The organism is Aquabacter sp. DMC10, from assembly GCF_056314145.1.
In genome coordinates this window covers 176,517-191,433 of sequence record NZ_JBQUYX010000007.1, presented here as the reverse complement: position 1 = coordinate 191,433, position 14,917 = coordinate 176,517, and the positions used below count along the sequence as shown (strand labels likewise).

Here is a 14,917-nt window from a genome sequence, read left to right as displayed (position 1 = left end):
GTGCCGCCCTGTGCCGCGCGCCCCATCGCCATTTCCGGGAGGTTCACACATGTCCGAGAACGATACGCCCAAGGGCATTTCCCGCCGCGACCTCCTGGGCAAGGGCACCGCCACCTTGCTCGGCGCCAACCTCATCCCCGCCCAGGCTGCAGCCCAGCCGGCGGTGACGCTGGGCACGCCGCCAAAGCCCATCCTCGCCCCGGATGCGCCGCCCAAGGGCTACAACATCCTCTTCATCCTGGTGGACCAGGAGCATTTCTTCCCGAAATGGCCTTTCCCGGTGCCCGCCCGCGAAATGCTGGCCGCCAAGGGCATCACGTTCACCAACCACCAGTCGGCGTCCTGCGTGTGCTCGCCCGCCCGCTCGGTCATCTATACCGGCGCGCACATCCAGCATTCCGGCGTATTCGATAACCTGAACTATCTGTGGCAGCCGGACATGTCGACGTCCATCAAGACGATCGGCCACCGCATGCAGGAGCTGGGCTACCACGCCACCTATCAGGGCAAGTGGCACCTCAGCGCCAATCTCGACCAGACCCGCGTCGCCGTGGACGCGCCCATGGCGGATTATCGCAAGATCATCGAGAGCTACGGCTTCGACGACTTCTTCGGCCTGGGCGACCTCATCGATTCCGGGCTGGGCGGCTATTCCTTCGACGGCTTCACCGCCGACCGGGTAGAAAGCTGGATGCGCCGGGAGGGCGAGGCGCTGCGGGCCAAGGGCCAGCCCTGGTTCATGGCGGTCAATTTCGTCAATCCGCACGATGTCATGTACATCAATTCGGACCTGCCGGGGCAGGTGGTGCAGGGCAAGGACCCGGCCATCCATATCTTCCCCACCCCGGACGACCAGCTCTACCAGGCCCGCTGGGACGACGTGCCCCTGCCCGTCAACCGTTCCCAGCCGCTCGACGCGCCGGGCCGGCCCAAGGCGCATCTCATCTACCAGGCCATCCAGGACATGATGGTTGGCGCCTGGCCGGACGAGGACCGGCGCTGGCATGTGCTGCGCAACTATTATTACAACTGCATCCGCGATTGCGACCGGCAGGTCATGCATGTCTTGAAGGCGCTGGAAGCCAACAACATGCACGAGAACACCATCGTCATCTTCAATGCCGACCATGGCGAGCTGGGCGGCCACCACCAGATGCGCGGCAAGGGCAACTGCACCTATAAGGAGCAGAACCATGTGCCCCTCATCGTCCATCACCCGGCCTATCCCGGCGGGGTGACGTGCCAGGCGCTCACCTCCCAGCTGGACCTTGCCCCGACCCTGATCGGGCTCACCGGCGCCGACGCAGCCCGCCGCGCCAAGGCGGGCGACGGGCTGAAGGGCCACGACTTTTCCGGCCTGCTGAAGGCCCCCGCCACCGCCAAGGTGGACGCGGTGCGCCCCGCCACGCTGTTCAACTACAACATGTTGTCCTACCAGGACGTCACCTGGGCCGAGCACTTCGCCCACATGATGTTCTCCGGCACCGTCACCAATGACGAGAAGGTGCAGACCTTCCTGAAGAACGACCCGGACTTTGGCGAGCGCGTGGGCATCCGCTCCATTTTCGATGGCCGGTATCGCTTCTCGCGCTATTTCGGCCAGACCGCCTTCAACACCCCCACCAGCCTGGAAGACCTGTTCGCCGCCAATGACGTGGAGGTCTATGACCTTCAGGAAGACCCGGACGAAATGCGCAATCTCGCGTTGGACAAGGCGGCCCACAAGGACCTGATCCTCGCCCTCAACACGCTCACCCAATCCCTCATTAGCGCCGAGGTGGGAGTGGATGACGGCGCCTTCCTGCCGATTCGCAATGGAAAGTGGTATTTCCCACCGCGCAGTGCGCGGTAGTAAACTACTTTAATATTGCGACGGGCGTTATGATCGGCTTGATAGGCTTCGCACGCGGCGGGGGCCAGCGCGGCAGTCGATCCGAGGAGCTATGACGTACCCGGTTTGGGATGAGAGCCACGCGCGGCGCGTTCGCGCGATGATCGCCATCGAAGGGGCCATGGTCGTGCTCATCGGCGGGGGCTGGAGCATCTGGACCGTGACCATGGGGCGGCCGGCCCTCGCCACCTGCTATGCCCTTCTGGTCCTGACCGGTTTTGTCCTCCTCGGCTTGGTTCACCGGCAGCGGTTGCGAACGGCCACCCTGGTCGCGGTGCACGCGGTCCCCCTCATCGCCACCATCGTCTGCCTGTTCGACAATCCCGGGCCCGATGTCCCCCGCTCCGCCCATATGTTCCACCTGGCCCTCGCGGCCGGCAGCTATTTCGTGTTCCGCCGGGACGGCGTCTATTTGCGCATGGTCCTGCCGGGCCTCTTCCTGGTGCTGTTCGTTGCCTTCACCCTGACGCCGCTGAAGTTTACCGATCCCGCGATCATCATCCCCCCTTATGCCCAGTGGACGGGGGCCTGGATCAACACCGTCATGGGGGTCATCGCGTTCGTCATCGCCGTCATGCTGATGCATGCGGACCTCAGCGAGCGGAACGACCTGGAAGAAGAATTGCGCCAGGCCATCGCCCAGAGTGCGTTCGTTCTGCTCTATCAACCGCAGGTGGACCTCACCGGCCGGGTGATCGGCGCGGAGGCGCTGTTGCGCTGGCGCCATCCCGCGCGCGGCGAAGTCGGGCCGGCCACCTTCATTCCGGTGGCGGAGGAGACCGGCCTCATCGTGCCCATCGGCAATTGGGTGCTGCGCGCCGCCTGCGCCCAGCTCGCGCTCTGGAACAGCCGCCCGGAGACGGCGCACCTGACGCTTTCGGTGAACATCAGCGCCTCCCAGTTTCTCCAGCCCGACTTTCTGCGCACCACCATCGAGACAGTGCGAAACAGCGGCGCGCGGCCGTCCCAGCTCGTGCTGGAGCTGACGGAAAGCATGGTGGTGGAGGATGTGGCCGCAACCGCCGCCCGGATGCAGGTCCTGCGGGAACTGGGCATCGTCTGGTCGCTGGATGATCTGGGCACCGGCTATTCCAGCCTGAGGGCCCTGAGCGGCCTGCCCTTCGGCCAGATCAAGATCGACCAGACCTTCGTCGCGGCCATGGCCGAGGGTGGGCGCGACATGCACATTGTGGAGGCGGTCACCACGCTCAGCCGTCGCCTCTCCCTTGCCCTGATCGCGGAGGGGGTGGAGACGCAGGAGCAATTCGGCGCCCTCGTGCACGTGGGATGCCGCGCCTTCCAGGGCTATCTCTTCGGCCCGCCGTCGGACGTGGCGACCTTCGAGGCGAACATGTCCGGCCGCCGCCCCGAAAGGACCGCGCCGGAGGGCTGACCGCCCCCGCGGCGGCGAGGGCGGTCGCACCGGAACGGGATGGACGCGCCGGCCTACTCAGCCGCCTGGGGCGGCATCGGCGTGGCGGCGGTGCCGTACATGCGCGGGTCGGCTTCCCCCAGCCGGCCGTCATCCTGCGCGAGAGGACGGATCTCCTCATAATCCAGCTCGCCCTTGCCGTCGGGCGAGGGGCCGCTGGCCCAGCTTCCGGCCTTCGCCGACGTGCCCTCGGAGGCCCCGATGTAGCGATAAGCCACTTCGCCCATCTCCCGCTCCTGCGGGAAATTGGCGGGCACCGGCGTGCTGTCGAAGCCCTCCTCCTCCAGCTCCCGGATGGCGGCCAGCCACTGGTTCTGGTGCATGGTGTCGCGGGCGATGAGGAAGGACAGCATGTTCCGCACGCCGCTGTCGCTGGTGAGATTATAGAGCCGCGCCACCTGCAGGCGGCCTTGGCTCTCGGCGGTGAGGTTGAAGCGGAAGTCGGCGAGCAGGTTGCCGCTGGCGGTCATATAGCCGGCGGTCCAGGGATTGCCGGCGCTGTCCACCGGGCGCGGGCCGGAGCCGGCGACGATCACATGCTGCGGGTTCATGCCCGCCATGATGGCATCCTCGATGCGCGCACCGCCGAGGATCGCGCCCACGGCGGAATCCTTGGCCGCATTCTCCTGCGCCTCCACGGGAGACGTTTCCAGCAGGCGGGCGATCATGGTGGCGAGCATTTCCACATGGCCGATTTCCTCGGTCCCGATGTCGCAGATCATGTCGCGGTATTTCTGCGGCCCCCGGCAGGTCCAGCCCTGCCAGAGATAGCTCATCATCACCGAGACCTCGCCCCACTGGCCGCCCAGCGGCTCCTGGAGCAGCTTGGCGAACAGCGGATCGGGACGGTCGGGACGGGCCTGATACTGCAAGTGCCTGCGATGAATGAACATGCGCGTCTCCTTTGGGGCCTTCGGCCGCGGCCGGGAATGGGGACGGAGGGGGCGGGCCGCGCAGGCACGGCAGCCGCCCCGCAGACACAAGAAGAAGACGCGCCTCTTGTTCCGAAATTACATTCCCCTCTCCCCCAGATAGGCCCATACGCCACAGCTTGACTTTGCATAACGCAAGCGCTGCATTCTTCTACGCTTGCGCTCCAGATGAACGGCAGCGCCACCGCCGCTTTTGACAGCGACGGCGCCCGCGATGCGGTTGCAGGGGCGGCGTCCGCCTCAGGCCGCGCCGCTGAAATATCCGCCGTCACGGATGTCGCTGATGAGGCCGGGGCCCTGCGGCGACCAGCCGAGACGGGCGCGGGTCAAGGCGCTGGAAGCCGCCTGGTCGATGCGGGCAAAATCCTGGAACCAGCCGAAATGGCTCGGGGCCGCGTCGGGCTCCAGCGACAGGCAGGGCACGCCGAGACCGGCGGCGATGGCCTGCGCGATCGCCTTGAACGGCACGCCCTCCTCGGCCACCGCGTGCCAGGCTCCCGCGTGCGGGCCGTGCTCCACCGCCCGGCGATAGGCGCTGGCGGCATCGCCCACATGCACCGCCGGCCACAGGTTCACGCCGGCCCCCACATGGGCAGACAGGCCCTTTTCCCGCGCCATCTGGATCAACAGCGGGACGAAGCCATGATCGCCCCCGCCGTGCACGGATGGCGGCAGGCGCATGACACTGGTGCGGATGCCCTGGCTGTTCAGATCGGCAGCGGCGGCCTCGGAGGCGCGGGGATAGCGGGCGGACGGCGGCAGAGCCCGATCGGTCTCCACCGCGGACCGGCCTGCGGCATCAAGGGCGGCGAGGCCGGAGGTGACCACGAACGGCTTGCCGCTGGTGCCCACCGCCGCGCCCAGGGCCATGATGGCCGCGCGGTCCATGGCGCAGGCTTCGGCGTAGCGCGAAAAATCATGCATGAAGCCGGTGTGGACCACCGCATCGGCCCGGTCGACGCCGGCGCGCAGCGTGTCGAGCGCCTCCAGAGACCCCGCCAGAGGCTCAGCCCCCATCCCACGCAGGGCCTGTTCGCCGCCCGGCGAACGGGCCAGCCCCAGGACCTGATGCCCATGGGCCAGCATGTCCCGCACCACGGCGGCGCCCACAAAGCCTGTGGCGCCGGTGACAAAAACCTTCATCCTCGCTCTCCCTCTTGCATGGGGAGACCCTATGGCGCAGGCTTATCCAGTTAAAGATGAGGCGTTATAGGGGTATAATGACTGACAGGCTGGACGAGGCCGGCGCCGAGGGGCGCCTCGCGCGCTTCCTGCGGGACCGCCGGCAGCGGCTGGATCCGGCCGCGCTGGGGCTTGGCGGTCGCCGCCGCACGCCGGGCCTGCGGCGGGAGGAAGTGGCCCAGCGCGCCAATATCTCCACCACCTGGTACACTTGGCTCGAACAGGGACGGGGCGGCGCCCCCTCCCCCGCCGTTCTCGACCGCCTCGCCGAGGCCTTGCTGATGACCGAGGCGGAGCGGGAGCATCTGTTCCTGGTGGCCATCGGCCGCCCGCCCAAGGCCCATGCCACCCCGAGCGAGGGGATTTCCCAGCGTCTCCAGCGATTTCTGGATGCCATGCCGCTGATCCCGGCGACGGTGGCCACCTCCAGTTGGGACATCATCGCCTGGAACCGCGCCGCACGGCGGGTGCTCACCGATTACGAGGCCCTGCCTGCGCCCGAGCGGAACATCCTGCGGCGCATGTTCCTCGATCCTCACACCCGCGCGGCACAGGCCGACTGGGAGCCGGTGGCGCGCTTCCTGGTGGCCACCTTCCGGGCGGAAACGGCCCGCATCGGCGACACGGCGCGCGCCGACGCCCTGGTGGCCGAGCTCACCGCCCGAAGCGCAGACTTCGCCCGCCTGTGGAGCGAGACCGACGTGCGCGCGACCGGAGAGGGCGCCAAGACCATCCGCCACGCCGTCGCGGGCGAGATCAGCCTCGAATTCTCCTGCTTCACCGTGGATGGCCGGCCGGACCTGAAGCTGGTCATCTACAATCCCGCCGGAGAGGCCGACCTTTCCAAGGTGCGGCGGCTGTGCGCGGCGGACGAGGCGGCGCCCCTCTAAAGCTGTGTGCGCCGCGCGCGCCTGCGCAGCACGCAAATCAGGACCGCCCCCGCCGCCCCTTCGGCGATTCCCTTGGGGAATGAACTTTGCTGCGCCGCACGCGTTGTCTCCGGTCCAAGTCCGCGATGACCAATGCCCGCCCGCAAAAGGAACCCCCATGAGCCTGTCCGCCGAGATCCTGAAGTCGGTCATCCTGCCGCTCAGCGGATCGAAAGCCATGATGGCCGATCCAAGCCGGCTGGAGGCGGCGGCCCTGAAGTCCCAGTCCGCCGGCGCCTCGCCCCCCGGCCTCTTGCTGCGCCGGGGCGTGCAGGTGCTGGAGAGCAACGAGACCGGCACGCGCTGCTTCCATTGCTTCCCGGAGAGCGAGAGCGTCGCGACGCGGGTGCTCTATGTGCATGGCGGGGCCTATGCGCTGGAGCTGGCCAGCTACCAATGGTCCATCATCACCGATCTGGTGCGCCGCTGCGGCACGCCCTTCCATGTGCCCGTCTTTCCCCTCGCCCCCCGCCACAGCTGGCGCGAGGCCATGGATGCGCTGCTCGCCATCCAGGCGGTGCTGGTCCAGCGTGACGGTCCGCTGGTGCTGATGGGGGATTCCTCCGGCGCCGCCCTGGCCTTGTCCCTGGCGCAGGAATTGCGGGCACGCGGCGACAAGGGAGCGGACGCCCTCATCCTGCTCTCGCCGGCCCTCGACTATACCTTCTCGGCGCCCGAGAGCGCCGAGATCGCACCCCACGATCCCATGCTGGCGCAAGCCGGGCCGCGCTGGGCCGCCACCGCCTTCTCGCCCTCCGGGGATGCCTCGGACCCGGCGGTGAGCCCGCTGTTCGGCGATTTCCGGGGCCTGCCGTCCCTCCATCTGTTCGGCGGCACGCTGGACCTCACCAGCCCCGATGCGGTGCGCGCCCATGAGCGGGCGCAGGCGGCGGGCGCGCGTTCCCACCTGCGGCTTTATGACGACATGCCCCATGTCTTCATGTCCGCCTCCATTCCCGAGGCGGAGGAATGCCTCGGCGAGATCGCCCGCGTGCTGGACGAGGTGGAGCGGTACGCCCGCGCCTGAGGCGCCGGCCTTCTCCTGACCCCGTGAGGTTGCGCGGCGGCCCGAACGGGGGCAGGCTGCGCGCCATTCCATCGCCCGCGAGGCTTTCTTATGCACCCCAGTGACTTCCTCGGCAGCGGCGTTGTGACCCTGGCGCTCGCCGGCTTCCTCATCCTGTGCGTCTTCCTCGGCGTGCGCATCGTGCCGCAGTCCGAAAAGTACGTGGTCGAACGCTTCGGCCGGCTGCGGGCGGTGCTGGGGCCGGGCATCAATTTCGTTATCCCCTTCTTCGACCGGGTGGCGCACAAGATCTCCATCCTGGAGCGCCAGCTTCCCAACGCCACCCAGGACGCCATCACCGCCGACAATGTGCTGGTGCGGGTGGAGACCTCGGTCTTCTATCGCATCACCGAGCCGGAAAAGACCGTCTACCGCATCCGCGACGTGGACGCGGCCATCGCCACCACGGTGGCCGGCATCGTGCGCTCGGAGATCGGCAAGCTGGAGCTGGACCAGGTGCAGTCCAACCGCGCCCAGCTCATCGAGCGGGTGCGCGAGCATGTGCGCGCCATGGTGGACGACTGGGGCGTGGAGGTGACGCGGGCCGAGATCCTGGACGTCAATCTGGACGAAGCCACCCGCGCCGCCATGCTCCAGCAGCTCAATGCCGAGCGCGCCCGCCGCGCCCAGGTGATGGAAGCGGAAGGCCGCAAGCGCTCGGTGGAGCTGGCCGCCGACGCCGCCCTTTATGCTGCCGAGCAGGAGGCGAAGGCCCGCCGCGTCACGGCGGATGCGGAAGCCTATGCCACGGGCGTGATTGCCGCCGCCATCGCCGCCAACGGGCTGGAAGCGGCGCAATTCCAGATCGCCCAGAAGCAGGTGGCGGCACTCGCCGAGGTGGCCAAGGGCAATGGCCAGCAGACCATCCTCATCCCCACCCAGGCGCTGGAAGCCTTCGCCGATGCCTTCAAGATGCTGAAGGGGCGCGGCTGACATGTGGACGGTGTGGTGGGTCTGGGTGGTGGCCGGCCTGGTGCTGGCCATCCTGGAAATGCTGACCTCGGGCTACATTTTCTTAGGCTTTGCCATCGGCGCGGCGGTGGTGGGCGGATTGCTCGCGCTGGGCGTGCTGGGGGAGAGCGTGCCCGTGCTGCTGCTGGTGTTCGCCTGCGCGGCGCTCCTTGCCTGGCTGCTGCTGCGCCGCCTCACGGGCTTTGGCAAGACGCGGGGCAAGGGCGTGCGCATGCGCGGCAATGTGAAGATCTGGGACAAGGACGTGAACGATCCCTAGGGGCACGCGCGGACTTGCCCCCAATCAGCGCTTCCGGCGCAAGCCGAGACCTTCTAGGCTCCCGGAATCGGGACCTGGATGGACGGCCAGCCAAGAATCGGGAAAACCAAGCCATTCCTGCCGCCGTCCGGTTGTCTTCGGGCGTGGGGGCAAGACACAAGGCGAACACCAGGCGCGGCGCCCGGACACCGTGCGGACGGGCTGTCGCGCAGCCGGTCCGATCCCCATACGCGGCCAGAGGACGTGAATGTGACGAAAATGCCCTTCGACCTGAAGGCCCGTGCCGAAGCGGTGTTCGCCCCGCAGCCGACGGCAAAGCCTGCCGAGACGGACGCCCTCCAGGCCCGCATGGCCCGCCAGCGGGAATTGCGCGAAGCCCGCGACAAGGCCGAGGCCGAGCGCGCGGAAATGGCGCGCCAGAAGGCCCGCCGCGCCCGGGAGCTGCGCGACAAGTAGCGCGCGCCAAATAGAGCGCAGCAAATAGAGCGCAACCAAGCTGATGGTGTGGGCGATGCCGGCCGGTGGCGGGCCGCAGGGGATGAAAAAGCCGCTGATGAAAAACCGCTGTCGCCCCTGACGCAACGGCTCTACAGTGACGCTCACGCTGGGGGATGGATCGGATGCGCTGGCCGTGTCCCGCAAGGATCATGGCCGGCATGGCGGCCCTGTGGCTTGGCGGCGCGGCACCCGGCCCGCGCGCCTTGGCCGCGTCCGGTCCGGGGGCCTGGACCGTGCGGGACCAGGGCGAGACGATCGAGGCATTCACCCGCAACCGGACCGGCTCGACGGCGCTCGTGCTGTCCTGCCGCCCCGGCGGTCCCACCCGGCTCAGCCTCATCCTGTCCCCGACCTCGGGCTGGCGCCCGGAGGGGACGGCGGTCCTGGACATTGACGGCGTCTCACTTTCCGTCGCCGTCGAGGCGTTCGGGGCGGGGGTGCTGCTGAGCGACAGGACGGACGGGACGCTCGGCCTGTCCGCAGCGACGGTTCGGGCGCTCGGCGCCGGAAAAATCCTGGTTCTGTCGGGGCCGCCCGCCCGCGCCATGACGCAAGCGGCCCGCGCCTTCGACCTGTCCGGGGCCGGCGGCGCCCTGGACCGGCTTGCCGCACGCTGTGGGCAAAACCGCCCCGCAGCGCCCGAAGCCATCCAGCCGGCGGCGCCTCCGCCCGCCACACGCCCGCCCGCCACACACCTGCCTTTGCTGCCGGGGGAATACAGCACCGGCCGCTGCACGACGCCGCCCGACGGGGCGCGCTCCATCGGCCTTTATACCTTCACGGACGGGCCGTCCTCAGGGCGCCAATTCCTCTCGCCGACGGCGGACGGCATGTTCGGCGTCTGCCCCCTGGCGGAGCCCCTGTCCGGGACCGGGAATGTCTATTCCGGCGCGCCCGCCTGCGAGAGCGGCGGGCGCGCCTCCACGGACATGGGGCGCTACCGGTTCAGCTTCCAGGTCCTGGACGAGAAGACGTTCATCTCCAACGGCAAGACCTATGCGTGGTGCGCGGCCCATCGCTGAGGAATGGCGGCCCGTCGCGAACCCATCTGCGAGGACAAGGTGCGAGGGAGGACAGGATGTTTCCCATCTTCATCCATGTGATCGACGACCGCACGGACACTGGCGGGGGTGGCATCCTCATCGTGGCGATCCTCGGCCTCGCGGCCGTGGCAGCGGCGGTGTTCGGCGTGGTCTTCCTGATCTTCGGCTTTCCCGTCACGGTCTTGTGGCCGCTGGCCTATCTGGTCTCCGGGCTGCTCTTTCCCGGCGTCCTGTCGCTGTCCTTGGTCCAGGAGATCGTCTGCCTCAGCGTCATCGTCGCGGGTTTCATCCTGCTGCTGAGCCTCCTGCCGCGCTGGGTGGGGGCGGGCCTGTGCGGCCTTGGGACATTCCTGTCGCTGGAAGGGATGGGCGTGCAGCCGGGGTTTCTTGGGGTCGTCTTCCTCATCCTGGTGGCCGTCGGCTTTTCCGCATGGGGCTTCGTGATGGCCACCTTGCTCGGGCGCCTGCCGGTGCTGCGGACCCTGCGGGCCATCAGCCGGTCCCGCGCGGCCAATGTGGTGTTCCCGCCTTTGGTCGCGGTGGGCCTCGTCTTGATCCTGGAGGGCATGGAGGTGTTCGGCCCGCCGTCGGCGCAGACCGTCAGCCCGCTGAAGCGGGATGCCATTCTCTCGGGCATAATCCTGGTCTGGCTCCTGCTGGTGGGAGGCGTCGCCCGGCTGGTGCAGCGTCGAAGCGCCGCCGTGCCGCAGTATGGGGCGCGCCGGCGCGCGTGAGATGACGGCAGGCGTGAAGGGGTCGACGGGCCCGAAAAGGTGCGCGGCCCCGCCGGGACAGGAGAGACAATGGCCGAAGATGCCCCGCCTTTGAGCGAGAAGGAGACGGAAATCCTTCAGTTTCTTCATTTCTATCGCGGCATCGCGGACAAGAGCCCGCAGATCCTGCGCGAGATGGACGACTACATTGACGGTCTCTCGCATCGGGAGGTGGCGTTCCTGCACCGCCATCGGGCGCGGCTGGACCACCTGGGCAAGACAGCCGACAACGTCAGGCGCGCCGCATCGCGCCCCCCCGGCGGAGGGTCATGAACATGCCCTCCCCGCTCCGGCCATTCCGACGGTCGCGGCCACATGGATGACGCCACGGATGGCGGGGACGGGCGCGGCGACGCCGCCCTCCCCCCTTCAGACGCCGCCGCGCCGAACGGGTGCCCGCCCTTCGACGTGCCCTTCTTCATGACGGCCGAATATGAACGCCGGAAGGCCCTGCGGCGGCCCCGCCTCGAAGACGGCACCGTCTTTGCCGGCCACTCGCCCGACACCGGCGCGGTGTTGCATGCGCGTCCCGACGATGAAAGCCCCCATCCCTGGGACTTCTGCCTGATCCGCGGCTGCGACATCGACGCTCTCGCCCGTCGGGCGCGCTGGAATGGCTATGGGGATTGGCGCATCCCCTCCCCGGCCGAACTGCACCTCATGTATGCGGACCGGGACCTCATCCGCGGCTTCGGCGGCGACTGGTACTGGACGTCCTGCCAAACCGCCCCCGGCGCGCGGGTGGCGGTGCGCTTCTCCGACGGCCTCCGCCACGCTTATTATCTTGAACGCGCAAAGGCACGGCTGCGGCTGGTGCGCACCCCATAGGCCGTGCGCCGACGTCTCGGCAGCGGTCCGCCGAGCTTCACGTCGTGTGTGATTTATCCGGAATAAGCTCCGAAAGGGGATGGACGCCGGGGCCGGTGCTGGCCCTGGACAAGCTTCGCCGTGCACTGGACAAACAACCAACGGCTCGGGAAACTTGGCCGCATGTTACCTTCATGTCATCGAAAGTGCCGATGACTGAGGGGTAAATCCTGCACGGGAGGCCGCCGCATGAGTGTCGCGACCGTGGACAACCGGCAACGCTGGTGCGCCTTGTTGGCAGCGGCCGGGGTGCTGAGCATGGCCATGGTCGACGCCACCGGCACCTCCGTGGCTCTCCCCTCCATCCAGCGCGACATGATGCTGAGCCACGGGGCGCAGCAATGGATCATCACGCTTTATTCCCTCACCCTGGCGGTGGCCATCGCCAGCGGCGGGCGGCTGGCCGACGTGGTCGGCCGGGCACGGATGTTCCGCATCGGCGTGGCATTGTTCGCGGCGGGTTCGCTGGTGAGCGGCCTGTCGGTGAGTTTTCCCATGCTGTTGTGCGGGCGTGCCCTGGAAGGCCTGGGCAACGCCCTGATGTCGCCGGCGGCGGCGCTGCTGGCCACCGAGGCGTTCGGCCCGGCGGGGCGCGGGCGGGCCATGGGTCTTTATAGCGGCCTGGGCGGCATCGCCCTGGTGACGGCTCCCGTCCTGTGCGGCGCGCTGGTGCAGATGGGCAATTGGCGCTGGGTCTTCTTCGTCAATCTGCCCACGGCGGTGGCCGTGCTGCTGCTGCTGCGCGCGGCCGGTCCGGCGGCCGCGAGCCCGCGCAGCGGCACCTTCCGGCCCGCCCACAGCCTGCTGCTGGCGGCGGCGCTGGGGCCCTTGGTGCTTGGCCTCCAGCAGAGCCACGCCTGGGGCCTCACCTCCCCCCTGACCCTGTCGCTGGTAACGGTGGGCGCTCTCATTCTGGCGGTGTTCGTGCTTGCCCAGGCCCGGGCGGCGGAGCCGCTGGTGGACGTGCGCCTGTTTGCGAACCGCCACGTCAGCGTCGATGGACTGGCGCTGTTCTGCGTCCAATGCACCATCGTGGGCCAATCGGCCTATGGCGCCATCTATCTCCAGCGCGTGCTGCATTTCGCACCCATGCAGTCCGGCCTCACCATGCTGCTCTTCCTCATGCCCCTGATGGTGTGCAGCCCCATTTCGGGCAAGCTCTATGACCGCCACGGCGTGAAGCTGCCGCTGGTGGCCGGCCTGAGCCTGGCGACGGTGGGCTTTGTCCTGGAAAGCCTGGCGGTGATGCGCATGGATTTCGTCCTGATGATGCCGGCCCTGGTGATGATCGGCGCCGGCCTCGGCCTGTCCATGCCCCCCAGCTATGCGGATGGCACCGCCCAGGTGGACGAAGGCCATCGGGGCCTCGCCTTCGGCGCCATGGACACCGTGCGCCAGCTGGGCGGAGCCGTAGGCATGGCGGCCATCGGCACCGTGGTGGTCGCCTCCGAGCGCAGCCGCATCGAAGCCATCGGCGCCGCCGCGGCCCCGGCGGCGGGGCAGCCGCCGGCGGCGCTCGACGCAATCATGGCGCAAGCCATCTATGGCAAGGCGGAGGCCATCCAGGCTCTGGAGCAGCACTGGCCCTCGGTGGCATCCGCCCTGCGGGCCAGCGCGGCCCAGAGCATCGCCCACGGCTATGTCGTGTGCGTCGTGTTCCTTGCCGTCGCCCTGTGCGCTGCCGTCTTGTTGTTCCGTCGCCCTCTGCAACCGCCGGTCGAGACCACCAAGGAGCCGTCCTGATGCGCATCGTCCTCGCCACCCTCGGGTCCCTCGGCGATCTCTTTCCCATGCTGTCCGTGGCCTTGGCGCTGCGGGCGCGCGGCCATGAGGCGGTGATGGCCGCCGCCCCCTGCTATGCGGCGCGGATCACCGCCCTCGGCCTCACCTTCCGCCCCCTGCGGCCGGACTTCCCGCCGGAGGTGATGACCCGCGTGTTCGCGGACCCCTTCCGAAGCGGCAAGCATCTCCTGGCCGAGCACGTCTTCCCTGCCGCCCGCGAGACCTATGCGGACCTGCTGGAGGCCGCCCAGGGCGCCGATGCGATCCTGGCGGGCGAGGCGGTCTATGTGGCGCCGCTGGTGGCGGAGAAGCTGGGCCTGCCGTGGGCCAATGTCATGCTGTCCCCGCTCACCATGCTGTCGGCGCAGGACCCGAGCGTGCTCACCTGGTTCCCGGCCGCCTATCATCTGCGCCATCTGGGCACCTGGCCGCAGCGGGCGATCATGCGCTTCATGCGCCGCATGACCAATGCGTGGGCCAAGCCGGTCTTTGCCCTCCAGCGCGAGCTGGGGGCCGCTCCCCGGGACATCGTGTTCAGCGACAAATTCTCGCCCCACCTGGTGCTGGCCCTCTTCCCCGCCGCCTTCGGCCCGCTCCAGCAGGACTGGCCGGCCGCCTCGGTGCAGACCGGCTTTCCCTATTTCGCCCAGGAGGCGAGCCCGGACACCGCCGCCCGCCTCAGCGCCTTCCTGGCGGCTGGGCCGGCGCCGGTGGTGTTCACGCTCGGCAGCACGGTGGTCAATGTGGCCGAGGATTTCTACCAGGTGGCCGCCGACACGGCGGTCGCCCTCGGTCGCCGGGCCATCCTGCTGATCGGCAAGAACCCGCCGCCCAATGCCCCCGCCGACCAGGTCCTTTCGCTGGACTTTGTTCCCCATGGCGCCGTCTTCCCCCATGCGGCGGCGGTGGTGCAGCATGGCGGCGTGGGCGGCTGCGCCGAGGCGGTGCGGGCCGGCGTGCCCGTGTTGACCATTCCCGTGGGCCTCGACCAGCCCGACAATGCCGAGCGCATGCGCCGCATGGGCGTCGGCAAGGTTCTGGCCTATACGCGAGTCAATCGGGCCAACCTGGAACGCAGCCTGCGCGCGGTATTGGATGACGCGGCGATGGCGACGCGTGCCCAGGACATCGCCCGGGCCATGGACCCCGCCGCCGACATGGACCGCACCGTGGACGCCATCGAGGCCATGGTGCGCCGCATGCCAGCGGCCCTCGTCGCGGCCTGAAGGGAGGCTGCCCCCCTCGCACCGGCCCTGCGCCCTTGGCCAGGGCCGGGAGATCCGCAGGAGAT

The 14,917-nt window shown here is 68.8% G+C and carries 15 protein-coding genes; 13 read left to right on the top strand and 2 right to left on the bottom strand.

The window, feature by feature from the left end; genetic code table 11:
* The first annotated feature begins 49 nt into the window (after positions 1 to 49).
* Entirely contained in the window at positions 50 to 1,852 is a 1,803-nt protein-coding gene (locus ACT54L_RS18820) for a sulfatase family protein (RefSeq protein WP_476087160.1), read from the top strand.
* A 91-nt stretch (positions 1,853 to 1,943) separates the two neighbouring features.
* Positions 1,944 to 3,284, top strand: a complete 1,341-nt coding sequence (locus ACT54L_RS18815) for a putative bifunctional diguanylate cyclase/phosphodiesterase (RefSeq protein ID WP_476087159.1) — start codon at positions 1,944 to 1,946, stop codon at positions 3,282 to 3,284.
* Between the two features lie 53 nt (positions 3,285 to 3,337).
* Here the strand turns inward: ACT54L_RS18815 and ACT54L_RS18810 are convergent, their stop codons facing one another.
* Both ACT54L_RS18810 and ACT54L_RS18805 read right to left on the bottom strand, forming a co-directional pair.
* The gene (locus ACT54L_RS18810; protein ID WP_476087158.1) at positions 3,338 to 4,216 is read right to left on the bottom strand and encodes a manganese catalase; all 879 of its coding nucleotides are present in this window, start codon (positions 4,214 to 4,216) and stop codon (positions 3,338 to 3,340) included.
* A 279-nt stretch (positions 4,217 to 4,495) separates the two neighbouring features.
* Positions 4,496 to 5,398 (bottom strand): SDR family oxidoreductase, encoded by a 903-nt coding sequence (locus ACT54L_RS18805; protein WP_476087157.1) that lies wholly within the window; start codon positions 5,396 to 5,398, stop codon positions 4,496 to 4,498.
* Between the two features lie 77 nt (positions 5,399 to 5,475).
* Between ACT54L_RS18805 and ACT54L_RS18800 the strand changes: the two genes are divergently transcribed.
* The 11 genes from ACT54L_RS18800 (at position 5,476) to ACT54L_RS18750 (ending at position 14,852) form a co-directional block, all read left to right on the top strand.
* A complete protein-coding gene (locus tag ACT54L_RS18800) occupies positions 5,476 to 6,327 on the top strand; it encodes a helix-turn-helix transcriptional regulator (protein WP_476087156.1) in 852 nt (283 codons plus the stop codon).
* 157 nt (positions 6,328 to 6,484) lie between these two features.
* Positions 6,485 to 7,393, top strand: coding sequence for an alpha/beta hydrolase fold domain-containing protein (locus ACT54L_RS18795; RefSeq protein ID WP_476087155.1), 909 nt, complete (start codon positions 6,485 to 6,487; stop codon positions 7,391 to 7,393).
* Positions 7,394 to 7,483: 90 nt separating this feature from the next.
* A complete protein-coding gene (locus ACT54L_RS18790) occupies positions 7,484 to 8,365 on the top strand; it encodes an SPFH domain-containing protein (RefSeq protein WP_476087154.1) in 882 nt (293 codons plus the stop codon).
* Between the two features lies 1 nt (position 8,366).
* Positions 8,367 to 8,663, top strand: a complete 297-nt coding sequence (locus ACT54L_RS18785) for a hypothetical protein (protein WP_476087153.1) — start codon at positions 8,367 to 8,369, stop codon at positions 8,661 to 8,663.
* Positions 8,664 to 8,912: 249 nt separating this feature from the next.
* On the top strand, positions 8,913 to 9,119 hold the full coding sequence (locus ACT54L_RS18780) for a hypothetical protein (RefSeq protein WP_476087152.1): 207 nt from the start codon (positions 8,913 to 8,915) through the stop codon (positions 9,117 to 9,119).
* A gap of 200 nt (positions 9,120 to 9,319) precedes the next feature.
* Complete coding sequence (locus tag ACT54L_RS18775; RefSeq protein ID WP_476087151.1) at positions 9,320 to 10,183, top strand: hypothetical protein; 864 nt, start codon at positions 9,320 to 9,322, stop codon at positions 10,181 to 10,183.
* 56 nt (positions 10,184 to 10,239) lie between these two features.
* On the top strand, positions 10,240 to 10,938 hold the full coding sequence (locus ACT54L_RS18770) for a hypothetical protein (protein WP_476087150.1): 699 nt from the start codon (positions 10,240 to 10,242) through the stop codon (positions 10,936 to 10,938).
* 69 nt (positions 10,939 to 11,007) lie between these two features.
* Positions 11,008 to 11,250: a hypothetical protein gene (locus ACT54L_RS18765; protein ID WP_476087149.1), complete on the top strand. Its 243-nt coding sequence runs from the start codon at positions 11,008 to 11,010 to the stop codon at positions 11,248 to 11,250.
* 42 nt (positions 11,251 to 11,292) lie between these two features.
* Positions 11,293 to 11,805, top strand: coding sequence for an Lcl C-terminal domain-containing protein (locus ACT54L_RS18760; protein WP_476087148.1), 513 nt, complete (start codon positions 11,293 to 11,295; stop codon positions 11,803 to 11,805).
* A gap of 228 nt (positions 11,806 to 12,033) precedes the next feature.
* On the top strand, positions 12,034 to 13,587 hold the full coding sequence (locus ACT54L_RS18755) for an MFS transporter (RefSeq protein ID WP_476087147.1): 1,554 nt from the start codon (positions 12,034 to 12,036) through the stop codon (positions 13,585 to 13,587).
* On the top strand, positions 13,587 to 14,852 hold the full coding sequence (locus tag ACT54L_RS18750; RefSeq protein WP_476087146.1) for a glycosyltransferase: 1,266 nt from the start codon (positions 13,587 to 13,589) through the stop codon (positions 14,850 to 14,852). Before ACT54L_RS18755 ends, ACT54L_RS18750 begins: the two co-directional genes overlap by 1 nt.
* The last annotated feature ends 65 nt before the right edge of the window (positions 14,853 to 14,917 follow it).

Excerpts from the sequence above, each read along its gene's own strand:
- ACT54L_RS18755 (WP_476087147.1), top strand. The coding sequence starts at position 12,034 with ATGAGTGTCGCGACCGTGGACAACCGGCAACGCTGGTGCGCCTTGTTG.
- ACT54L_RS18805 (WP_476087157.1), bottom strand. The coding sequence starts at position 5,398 with ATGAAGGTTTTTGTCACCGGCGCCACAGGCTTTGTGGGCGCCGCCGTG.
- ACT54L_RS18775 (WP_476087151.1), top strand. The coding sequence starts at position 9,320 with ATGGCGGCCCTGTGGCTTGGCGGCGCGGCACCCGGCCCGCGCGCCTTG.
- ACT54L_RS18765 (WP_476087149.1), top strand. The coding sequence starts at position 11,008 with ATGGCCGAAGATGCCCCGCCTTTGAGCGAGAAGGAGACGGAAATCCTT.
- ACT54L_RS18800 (WP_476087156.1), top strand. The coding sequence starts at position 5,476 with ATGACTGACAGGCTGGACGAGGCCGGCGCCGAGGGGCGCCTCGCGCGC.
- ACT54L_RS18790 (WP_476087154.1), top strand. The coding sequence starts at position 7,484 with ATGCACCCCAGTGACTTCCTCGGCAGCGGCGTTGTGACCCTGGCGCTC.
- ACT54L_RS18815 (WP_476087159.1), top strand. The coding sequence starts at position 1,944 with ATGACGTACCCGGTTTGGGATGAGAGCCACGCGCGGCGCGTTCGCGCG.
- ACT54L_RS18785 (WP_476087153.1), top strand. The coding sequence starts at position 8,367 with ATGTGGACGGTGTGGTGGGTCTGGGTGGTGGCCGGCCTGGTGCTGGCC.
- ACT54L_RS18760 (WP_476087148.1), top strand. The coding sequence starts at position 11,293 with ATGGATGACGCCACGGATGGCGGGGACGGGCGCGGCGACGCCGCCCTC.
- ACT54L_RS18750 (WP_476087146.1), top strand. The coding sequence starts at position 13,587 with ATGCGCATCGTCCTCGCCACCCTCGGGTCCCTCGGCGATCTCTTTCCC.
- ACT54L_RS18770 (WP_476087150.1), top strand. The coding sequence starts at position 10,240 with ATGTTTCCCATCTTCATCCATGTGATCGACGACCGCACGGACACTGGC.
- ACT54L_RS18795 (WP_476087155.1), top strand. The coding sequence starts at position 6,485 with ATGAGCCTGTCCGCCGAGATCCTGAAGTCGGTCATCCTGCCGCTCAGC.
- ACT54L_RS18820 (WP_476087160.1), top strand. The coding sequence starts at position 50 with ATGTCCGAGAACGATACGCCCAAGGGCATTTCCCGCCGCGACCTCCTG.
- ACT54L_RS18810 (WP_476087158.1), bottom strand. The coding sequence starts at position 4,216 with ATGTTCATTCATCGCAGGCACTTGCAGTATCAGGCCCGTCCCGACCGT.